Source organism: Pseudomonas sp. NBRC 111133, from assembly GCF_001320605.1.
GTDB classification, from domain to species: domain Bacteria; phylum Pseudomonadota; class Gammaproteobacteria; order Pseudomonadales; family Pseudomonadaceae; genus Aquipseudomonas; species Aquipseudomonas monteilii.
The window spans coordinates 1-8,949 of record NZ_BCBJ01000040.1 but is presented as its reverse complement, the minus strand read 5'-3'; the positions used below and the strand labels follow the sequence as shown (position 1 = coordinate 8,949).

Sequence of the window (8,949 nt, the reverse complement as noted above, 5' to 3'; positions counted from 1 at the left end):
ACCCCTTTCAAGGTAGGCACCTCCAGGGCTTACTTGGTCACCGACACCTTGCTCAAGTCCAGCCGCCCGAACGGGTTCACCTGGTATCCCTCAACCCCTTGGCGGAGCAGGGTGGCCGCCGTCGGGTGCGCCAGTGGCACCCACAGCGCCTGTTGCTGGATCAACGCTTGCGCCTGCTGGTACAACCGGCTGCGCACGCTCTGGTCGTTGGTGGTGCGCCCGGCGCTGATCAACTGGTCCAGGCGGTTGTCGCAGAACCGTGCGAAGTTGGTCCCCGACTCGACCGCCGCACAGGAAAACTGCGGGCTGAGGAAGTTGTCCGGGTCACCGTTGTCGCCTGCCCAACCCATGAACAGCAGGTCATGCTCGCCGGCCTTGGCGCGGCGTATCAGCTCGCCCCACTCGATCACACGGATTTCAGCCTTGATGCCGATCTTGGTCAGGTCAGCCTGCAGCATCTGTGCGCCGAGGCTGGGGTTGGGGTTGAGCAGGCTGCCCGACGGGCGGGTCCAGATCGTGGTGCTGAAGCCTTCACCCAAGCCAGCCTTGGTCAGCAACGCCTTGGCTTTCTTCAGGTCCAGCGGGTAGCCGGGCAGGTCCTTGGCGTAGCTCCAGGTGTTTGGCGGGTAGGGGCCGTTGGCGGCCACCGCGGAATCTTCGAACACGGCCTTGAGGTAGGCCTGCTTGTCGAAAGCCAGGTTGATGGCCTGGCGCACTTCCGGTTTGTCCAGCGGCGGGTGCTGGCTGTTGATGGCGACGAAGGCGGTCATGAACGCCGGAGTGCTGGCCACCTTGAGGTTGCCGTCCTTGCCCGCTTCGGCAATGTCCAGTGGCTTGGGTGACAGGGCGACCTGGCACTCGCCGCGCTTGAGCTTCTGCAGGCGCACGTTGGCGTCGGTGGTGATGGCGAAGATCAACGGGTTGACCGCCGGCTTGCCGGCGAAGTAGTCCGGGTTGGCGCGGTAGCGCACCACGGCGTCCTTCTGGAAGCGCTGGAACACGAAAGGCCCGGTGCCGATCGGCTGGCTGTTGAGCTTCTCCGGCGTGCCGGCCTTCAGCAGCTTGTCGGCATATTCGGCGGAATAGATCGAGGCGAAGCCCATGCTCAGGGTGGCCAGGAAGGTGGCGTCCGGGTGGCTGAGGGTGAAGCGCACGGTGTTCGGCGTCGGTGCCTCGATCGCCTTGATCAGGCTGCCCAGCTGCAGCGATTGGGCATGCGGGTAGCCGCCCGGTGCAGTCTTGTGCCAGGCATGGGCCGGGTAGAGCATGCGCTGGAAGCTGAATAGCACGTCGTCGGCATTCAGCTCGCGGCTTGGCTTGAAGTAGGGGGTGGTGTGGAATTTCACGCCATCGCGCAGGGTGAAGTCATACACCAGGCCGTCGACCGACACTGCCCAGCTGGCCGCCAGGCTCGGCACCACCTTGCCCTGCGCCGCGTCGAACTCCACCAGGCGGTTCATCAGCACGTCAGCCGTGGCGTTGGTGGTGGTCAGCGAGTTGTACTGCACCACGTCGAAGCCTTCGGGGCTTGCCTCGCTGCAAACGCTCAGCGGGGCGGCCTGGGCAGCGCCGGCAGCGAACAGGGCGCCGGCGGCGAACAGAGAGTTGAACAATAAGGAAAGGGCGGCTACACGCATGGTGGCTCCTTGGCTGTCAGTGGCCCATCTGCCAGTGCAGTCTGGAAAAGGCTTACCCTAGTGCGCCTGCCGGCAAATGACCACACCCTTTTTTACAAATCTGGCGACGAGCGGTCGACGGCTGGCGGGGCCTGCCGTTATGCTGGCCCGGCGCGTTCTGGCTCGCGGTAATGTGCATCTACTGTTGTTGCAGCCAAGTCTTTCTGGTATAAAGCAGCGCTCTTTTCTAGGGGCTCGGCCTGTCGCATCAGCGGATCCGGTCGATAAGACCTCCAGAATCACGGCGCCCAAGGCGCCAAAGACTGAGAGATTAAGCGGCCAACCCATGCCGGGTTGGGCATGTGGTTTTAGAGGGCTGAGTCATGTCGAGAGTCTGTCAAGTTACTGGTAAGGGTCCAGTAACCGGGAACAACATTTCCCACGCAAACAACAAAACCCGTCGTCGTTTCCTGCCGAACCTGCAGCACCACCGTTTCTGGGTTGAATCCGAGAAGCGTTTCGTGCGTCTGCGCGTTTCCGCCAAAGGCATGCGTATCATCGACAAGCGCGGCATCGACGCCGTTCTGGTTGACATCCGTAAAGCTGGCGCCAAGGTTTAAGGGAGAACATCATGCGTGAATTGATCCGTCTGGTTTCGAGTGCCGGTACCGGCCACTTCTACACCACCGACAAGAACAAGCGCACCACCCCGGACAAAATCGAGATCAAGAAATATGATCCGGTTGTTCGCAAGCACGTGGTGTACAAGGAAGCCAAGATCAAGTAATTGATCGGCGACCTGAAAAAAACCCGCATCCGAAAGGACGCGGGTTTTTTTATGCCTGCATTACGCTCAACCGAAGTGGAAGCCCTGGATCAGCAGGTCGGTGCCGGCCTTGATCTGGATGCGCTCGACGTCGTACTCGCGGGTGCACATCTCGTTGGGGCCGACTACCCGGGTGCGGCCGGTGAGGGAGCAGATGGTGTCTTTGATTGCCGGCGCGTAGGGGGTGCCGACCAGGTGGGCGAGGGTTTTCAGAACGTCTTCGTTGGTCATGGTGATCTTCCTGTTGAAGTTGGATGGCCCGACATGGGCAGGGCCATCCTCACGCACGCCAGCAGGCTGCCTGCACTACATAGTTATTTCTGTTCGAACATCACATAGATCTTGCGGCACGGTTCCAGCACCTCCCAAGTACCTTTGAAACCGGCGGGAATCACGAACCGATCACCGGAGCGCAGGGTTTTCGCCCCGCCGTCCTGGTCGCGCAGCACCGAAACGCCCTGGACGATTTCGCAGTATTCGTATTCGGTGTAGTTCACCGTCCACTGGCCCACCTCACCTTCCCACACGCCTGCGGCAAACTGCCCGCACGGGCTGGAATAATGGTTATAGACAGCCTGGTCCGGCTCGCCCTTGAGGATTTTTTCCGCCGCCGGGCGGTAGCGTTCGGCCTCGGTGATGACCTGCGCGAAGTCGATGATGCTGTCTATTCTCATGGTGCGGCTCCTGTTCTTGTTTAATAAAATGAACATCAGTAGGCTTTTTAGCCCTGCGTGTCAAATATATTGATAGTTTACACCGGCTGGTTTAGGGTATCGCTTGCCCGTGTGCGCGCGTCGCCCGGCCAGAATTCTGACAACGCCTGTGAGTCCTCAGTGCGGCGTTGCACCTAAACAAGAGGAGGAGTTTCGTATGACCACCCTGACCCGTGCGGACTGGGAACAACGTGCCCAGCAACTGAAGATCGAAGGTCGCGCCTTCATCAACGGCGAATACACCGATGCCGTATCCGGTGAAACCTTCGAGTGCCTGAGCCCGGTCGACGGACGCTTCCTGGCCAAGGTTGCCAGCTGCGACCTGGCCGATGCCAACCGCGCAGTGGAAAACGCCCGCGCCACGTTCAACGCTGGCGTGTGGTCGCAGCTGGCCCCGGCCAAGCGTAAGGCCAAGCTGATCCGCTTCGCCGACCTGCTGCGCAAGAACGTTGAAGAGCTGGCGCTGCTGGAAACCCTGGACATGGGCAAGCCGATCGGCGACTCCTCCACCATCGACATCCCGGGTGCGGCGCAAGCCATTCACTGGACCGCCGAAGCCATCGACAAGGTCTACGACGAAGTCGCCCCGACCCCGCACGACCAGCTTGGCCTGGTTACCCGTGAGCCAGTGGGTGTGGTCGGTGCCATCGTACCGTGGAACTTCCCGCTGCTGATGGCCTGCTGGAAACTCGGCCCGGCGCTGGCCACCGGTAACTCGGTGGTGCTCAAGCCGTCCGAAAAATCGCCGCTGACCGCCATCCGTATCGCCCAGCTGGCGATCGAAGCCGGTATCCCGGCAGGTGTGCTGAACGTGCTGCCCGGCTACGGCCACACTGTGGGCAAGGCCCTGGCCCTGCACATGGACGTCGACACCCTCGTGTTCACCGGCTCGACCAAGATCGCCAAGCAGCTGATGGTGTACGCGGGCGAATCGAACATGAAGCGTATCTGGCTGGAAGCCGGCGGCAAGAGCCCGAACATCGTCTTCGCCGACGCGCCAGACCTGCAAGCAGCTGCCGAAGCGGCTGCCAGCGCTATCGCTTTCAACCAGGGCGAAGTGTGCACCGCAGGTTCGCGCCTGCTGGTCGAGCGTTCGATCAAGGACAAGTTCCTGCCGATGGTGGTCGAGGCCCTGAAAGGCTGGAAGCCCGGCAACCCGCTGGACCCGGCGACCACCGTCGGTGCCCTGGTCGATACCCAGCAGATGAACACCGTGCTGTCGTACATCGAAGCGGGCCACCAGGATGGCGCCAAGCTGCTGGCTGGCGGCAAGCGTACCCTGGAAGAGACGGGTGGTACCTACGTCGAACCGACCATCTTCGACGGCGTGACCAACGCCATGCGCATTGCCCAGGAAGAAATCTTCGGCCCAGTGCTGTCGGTGATTGCCTTCGACACCGCTGAAGAAGCCGTGGCCATTGCCAACGACACGCCATATGGCCTGGCCGCCGGCATCTGGACCTCGGACATTTCCAAGGCCCACAAGACCGCCCGTGCCGTGCGCGCTGGCAGCGTGTGGGTCAACCAGTACGATGGCGGCGACATGACCGCGCCGTTCGGTGGCTTCAAGCAGTCGGGCAACGGCCGTGACAAGTCGCTGCATGCACTGGAGAAATACACCGAGCTGAAGGCGACCTGGATCAAGCTGTAATCGCCGGGGGCTGCAGAGCAGCCCCAACCTAAGCCGGGTCGGCTCACGCTGCCCCGGCTTTGTCGTTTTTGCTGTTCAAGAATTCTGCCTGGGAGGCTGCAATGCGTTGGGGTACCTATTTCGCCGTGCTGGCATCCGTACTCAGTGTCGGGCTGGCCCTTGGCGTAAGCATGCCGCTGGTATCCCTGCGCCTGGAGGCCTGGGGCTACGGCAGCTTCGCCATTGGCGTAATGGCTGCGATGCCAGCGCTGGGTGTTCTGGCCGGCGCCAGTATCGCCAGCCGCCTGGCCGGCTGGGTCGGCGTGCCTTCGGCCATGCGTTTGTGCCTGTGGGGCGGGGCGCTGTCGATCGGGTTGGTCGCGCTGCTGCCCAGCTACCCGCTGTGGCTGTTGCTGCGGCTGATGATCGGTATGTCCCTCACCGTGGTGTTCATCCTCGGCGAAAGCTGGATCAACCAGTTGGTAGTCAAGCAGTGGCGTGGCCGGCTGGTGGCCCTGTACGGCAGCAGCTATGCCCTGAGCCAGCTGGCCGGGCCGTTGGTGTTGGGTTTCCTCGGCTCGGATGACGACTTCGGCTTCTGGGCCGCGACCGGCCTGCTGCTGGCGGCACCGCTGGTGCTGTTGGGGCGTGGCGGAGCGCCGAGCACGGAGGCCTGCAGCGTTACCTTCCGCGACTTGTTCGCCTTCTGCCGGCGCTTGCCTGTGATTGCCTGGGCCATCGCCCTGTTCGCCTCGTTCGAGGCAATGATCCTTACCTTGCTGCCGGTGTATTGCCTGCAGCAAGGCTTTACCACTGAAATCGCCCTGTTCATGGTCAGTACCGTGGTGGTTGGTGATGCAGTGCTGCAGCTGCCGATCGGCGCGCTGGCCGACCATATGTCGCGACGTGCATTGTTCACGGGGTGTGCGGTGACGCTGCTGGTGTCCAGCCTGGCGATTCCGCTGCTGCTGCATACCCCGGTTGTGTGGCCGTTGTGGGTGCTGTTCGGGGCCAGTGCCGGTGGCTTGTTCACCCTGTCGCTGGTGCTGATCGGTGAGCGTTATCGCGATGATGAGCTGGTAAGGGCCAATGCCCATGTGGCGCAGCTCTGGGGTATTGGCTGCCTGCTCGGGCCGTTGCTGGCGGGGGCCGGCAGCCAGTGGATCAGCGGACATGCATTGCTGTTCCTGATGGCTGCCGGGGCTGCCGGGCTGGTGGTGTTGACCCAGCGGCGTGGGGCTTTCGAGGCAGTGTCTGCCTGATGGAATTTGGGGGCCGCTCTGCGGCCCCCAAAGATCGTTGCTACAACATCTTCTCCAGGCCAACGGCCTTGCTGATCCAGGCATTGAACCGCCGCCACATCCCGCCCGGCTCAGAGGTCAGTATATGCCGTTGGCCATTGTCCTCGGTCGCCCAAACCAATTTGTCACCCACCAGTTTCACCTGGTAACTCAACGCAGGTGCCATACCTTGCTGGGCCAGTTCGCGGGTGTATTCGGCCAGCTCCGGGCTGTCCACCAGCACGCCTACCTCGGTGTTCCACAGCACGGAACGCGGGTCGAAGTTGAACGAGCCGATGAAGGTCTTGCGCCGGTCGAACACGATCGCCTTGGTGTGCAGGCTCGAATCCGAGCTGCTGCCATGCAGGCTGAGGCGCGTGTGTACTGGCGCACCCGGCTGGCGGCGCAGCTCGAACAGCTGCACGCCATGCTCAAGCAAGGCCCGCCGATAGGGCGCATAGCCACCATGCACCGCCGGCACGTCGGTGGCTTCCAGCGAGTTGGTCAGCAGCCTCACCGAAGCACCGGCGTCGGCGCGGCCGGTGAGGTAGAGCAGGCCCGGTTCGCCCGGCACGAAGTAGGCCGACATCAGGATCAACTCGCGGTGCACGTTGGCCAGGTCCGGCGCCAGTTGCTGGCTCAGCAACAGCTGTGGGTCGGGTTCGTCATCGGCCAGCACCTTGCTCGGTGCATCCCACAACGCCTGGGCGTGGGCCCAGATCAGCTCATTGCGCCAGACATCCAGGCGCGGCTGCGACTGGTAGGCCATCAGGCGGTCGTACAAGGCCTTGCGCCGGGTTCTGGCTTCGGCCAGCGACACCTCCAGGCGATGGCGGCTGGCGTGCAGGTCATTGGCATCCGGAGCACGCCAGAGGAAGTCGGTAATCGGCCGGCTCAGGGCGCTGTTCCAGTACTGGTCGAAACTGTGCCCAAGCTGTTCAGCCACCGGGCCTACACCCAGCAGGTCTATGTCGGTGAAGTTGAGGTTGGGCTCGGCATCGAAATACTCGTCACCCAGGTTGCGGCCGCCCACGATGGCCATGCTGTTGTCCACCAGGAAGAGTTTGTTATGCATGCGCCGGTGCTGGCGCGACAGGTTGAACAGCCGGCCCACGGCGCGCGTCACGCCCGTACTGCGGCCCAAGTGCAGCGGGTTGAACACGCGAATCTGGATGTTCGGGTGGGCATCCAGGGTGCCCATGATGGTGTCCAGGCCATCGCTGGTGGTGTCGTCCAGCAGGATGCGTACACGCACGCCACGGTCGGCGGCGCGTAGCAGTTCATGCACCAGTGCGCGGGTGCTGAGGCCGTCGTGGACGATGTAGTACTGCAGGTCGATGCTTGCCTGGGCGTTGCGGATCAGTTCGGCACGGGCGCGGAATGCCTCGTTGCTGTTGGGCAGCAGGCGAAAGCCCGAGCTCCCCCCGTAGGGCGCGGCCTGGCGCAGCACCGAGCGGCCGAAGGCCGAGTCGTTGGCGGGTAACGCCTGGCTGGTTTCGCGGGGCACACTGACGCTGGCGCAGCCGGTAAGGCCAAACGACAGTACCAGCAGCAGAGGCAAGGCTCGCTGGAGTCTCAAGGGTGGATCTTCCTGTGCAGCAAGGTCTTTGGGGGGTTGGACCGTCGCGGGCGGCGCAAAGTTACGCGTCGGCGCTTTCTTCATCCAGTAGACGAAGGGCGGTTTCACCTACCTTGCGCACGGCGGCTTCGATCTGCGGCGTTGGCCGCGCGGCGAAGTTCATGCGCAGGCAGTGGCGGAACTTGCCCGAGGCCGAGAAGATACTGCCGACGGCCACCTGAACGCCCTGCTCCAGTAAAGCTCGGTTCAGGCGCAGCGTATCGAAATGTTCGGGCAATTCTACCCAGAGCATGAAGCCGCCCTGGGGCCGGCTCACCCGGGTGCCCGCCGGGAAGTAGCGGGTCACCCAGTCGCTCATCAGGTCGCGGCCGCGTTGGTACTGGCTGCGCATACGCCGGACATGGGGTTGATAGTGCCCGGCGGCGATGAAGTCGGCGATGGCCAGTTGGGGCTGGCAGGCGGTGCTGCCGGTGCTGATGTATTTCATGTGCAGCACGCGCTCCAGATAGCGCCCAGGGGCCACCCAGCCTACCCGCAGGCCAGGGGCGAGGGTTTTGGAGAACGAACTGCACAGCAGCACGCGGCCATCGTCATCGAACGACTTGAGGGTGCGCGGGCGCGGGTAGGTGTAGGCCAGGTCGCCGTATACATCATCCTCCAGAATTGCCACGTCGTAGCGCTGGGCCAGGCTCAGCAAGGCCTTCTTGCGTGCCTCGGGCATGATGTAGCCAAGCGGGTTGTTGCAGCTGGGGGTGATCTGGATGAGCTTGATCGGCCACTGCTCCAGAGCCAGCTCCAGCGCCTCCAGGCTGATGCCGGTGACCGGGTCGGTGGGGATTTCCAGCGCTTTCATGCCCAGGCCCTTCAGGGTTTGCATGGCGCCGTGGAAGCTGGGGGAGTCGACGGCAACGATGTCGCCAGGCTCGCACACGGCGCGGATGCTGCACGATAGCGCCTCGTGGCAGCCGGTGGTGATCACCAGGTCAGCCGGGCCCAGGCGGCAACCGGAATCGAGCACCAGCCGGGCAACCTGTTCACGCAGGGCCAGGTTGCCGTGGATGTTGTCGTAGTACAGGCCTGGCATGTCCTGCCGCCGGCTCAACTGCGCCAGGCTGCGCAGCAGCGGCTTGAGGGTGGGGCTGTCGATGTCGGGCATGCCGCGGCCGAGCTGGACCACATCCTTGCGTGGGGTGCTGCGCACCAATTCCAGCACCTGTTCCCACTGCGAGATGTCCACCGGGCGTTGGGCCGGGCGGCTGACGGCGGGCAGGGCTGGCAGCAGGCGGTGGTCACTGACGAAGTAGC

9 protein-coding genes are annotated in these 8,949 nt (G+C 63.3%); 4 read left to right on the top strand and 5 right to left on the bottom strand.

What is annotated here, in order from left to right; translation table 11 throughout:
* Positions 1-29 precede the first annotated feature (29 nt).
* A complete protein-coding gene (locus APH36_RS08115) occupies positions 30-1,637 on the bottom strand; it encodes an ABC transporter substrate-binding protein (RefSeq protein WP_060498205.1) in 1,608 nt (535 codons plus the stop codon).
* A gap of 362 nt (positions 1,638-1,999) precedes the next feature.
* Here APH36_RS08115 and rpmB point away from each other — a divergent pair, with 362 nt between their 5' ends.
* The gene (gene rpmB, locus APH36_RS08110; RefSeq protein ID WP_003253504.1) at positions 2,000-2,236 is read left to right on the top strand and encodes a 50S ribosomal protein L28; all 237 of its coding nucleotides are present in this window, start codon (positions 2,000-2,002) and stop codon (positions 2,234-2,236) included.
* 11 nt (positions 2,237-2,247) lie between these two features.
* A complete protein-coding gene (rpmG, locus tag APH36_RS08105) occupies positions 2,248-2,403 on the top strand; it encodes a 50S ribosomal protein L33 (protein WP_003253507.1) in 156 nt (51 codons plus the stop codon).
* A 66-nt stretch (positions 2,404-2,469) separates the two neighbouring features.
* Here rpmG and APH36_RS08100 read toward each other — a convergent pair whose 3' ends face one another.
* Together APH36_RS08100 and APH36_RS08095 are read right to left on the bottom strand one after the other, a co-directional pair.
* A complete protein-coding gene (locus APH36_RS08100; RefSeq protein ID WP_060498204.1) occupies positions 2,470-2,673 on the bottom strand; it encodes a hypothetical protein in 204 nt (67 codons plus the stop codon).
* Positions 2,674-2,756: 83 nt separating this feature from the next.
* Positions 2,757-3,116 (bottom strand): cupin domain-containing protein, encoded by a 360-nt coding sequence (locus tag APH36_RS08095; RefSeq protein WP_060498203.1) that lies wholly within the window; start codon positions 3,114-3,116, stop codon positions 2,757-2,759.
* Positions 3,117-3,312: 196 nt separating this feature from the next.
* On the opposite strand from APH36_RS08095, the gene APH36_RS08090 reads away from it, so the two are divergent.
* On the top strand, positions 3,313-4,806 hold the full coding sequence (locus APH36_RS08090; protein ID WP_060498202.1) for an aldehyde dehydrogenase: 1,494 nt from the start codon (positions 3,313-3,315) through the stop codon (positions 4,804-4,806).
* Positions 4,807-4,907: 101 nt separating this feature from the next.
* Positions 4,908-6,047 (top strand): MFS transporter, encoded by a 1,140-nt coding sequence (locus APH36_RS08085; RefSeq protein ID WP_060498201.1) that lies wholly within the window; start codon positions 4,908-4,910, stop codon positions 6,045-6,047.
* A gap of 40 nt (positions 6,048-6,087) precedes the next feature.
* Here APH36_RS08085 and APH36_RS08080 read toward each other — a convergent pair whose 3' ends face one another.
* Both APH36_RS08080 and APH36_RS08075 read right to left on the bottom strand, forming a co-directional pair.
* Positions 6,088-7,644, bottom strand: a complete 1,557-nt coding sequence (locus tag APH36_RS08080) for a phospholipase D family protein (RefSeq protein WP_060498200.1) — start codon at positions 7,642-7,644, stop codon at positions 6,088-6,090.
* A gap of 61 nt (positions 7,645-7,705) precedes the next feature.
* A partial coding sequence (locus APH36_RS08075; RefSeq protein ID WP_060498199.1) for a PLP-dependent aminotransferase family protein occupies positions 7,706-8,949 on the bottom strand: 1,244 nt, incomplete at its 5' end.

Coding starts and splice junctions, on each gene's coding strand:
- rpmB (WP_003253504.1), top strand. CDS start 2,000: ATGTCGAGAGTCTGTCAAGTTACTGGTAAGGGTCCAGTAACCGGGAAC.
- rpmG (WP_003253507.1), top strand. CDS start 2,248: ATGCGTGAATTGATCCGTCTGGTTTCGAGTGCCGGTACCGGCCACTTC.
- APH36_RS08100 (WP_060498204.1), bottom strand. CDS start 2,673: ATGACCAACGAAGACGTTCTGAAAACCCTCGCCCACCTGGTCGGCACC.
- APH36_RS08085 (WP_060498201.1), top strand. CDS start 4,908: ATGCGTTGGGGTACCTATTTCGCCGTGCTGGCATCCGTACTCAGTGTC.
- APH36_RS08115 (WP_060498205.1), bottom strand. CDS start 1,637: ATGCGTGTAGCCGCCCTTTCCTTATTGTTCAACTCTCTGTTCGCCGCC.
- APH36_RS08095 (WP_060498203.1), bottom strand. CDS start 3,116: ATGAGAATAGACAGCATCATCGACTTCGCGCAGGTCATCACCGAGGCC.
- APH36_RS08090 (WP_060498202.1), top strand. CDS start 3,313: ATGACCACCCTGACCCGTGCGGACTGGGAACAACGTGCCCAGCAACTG.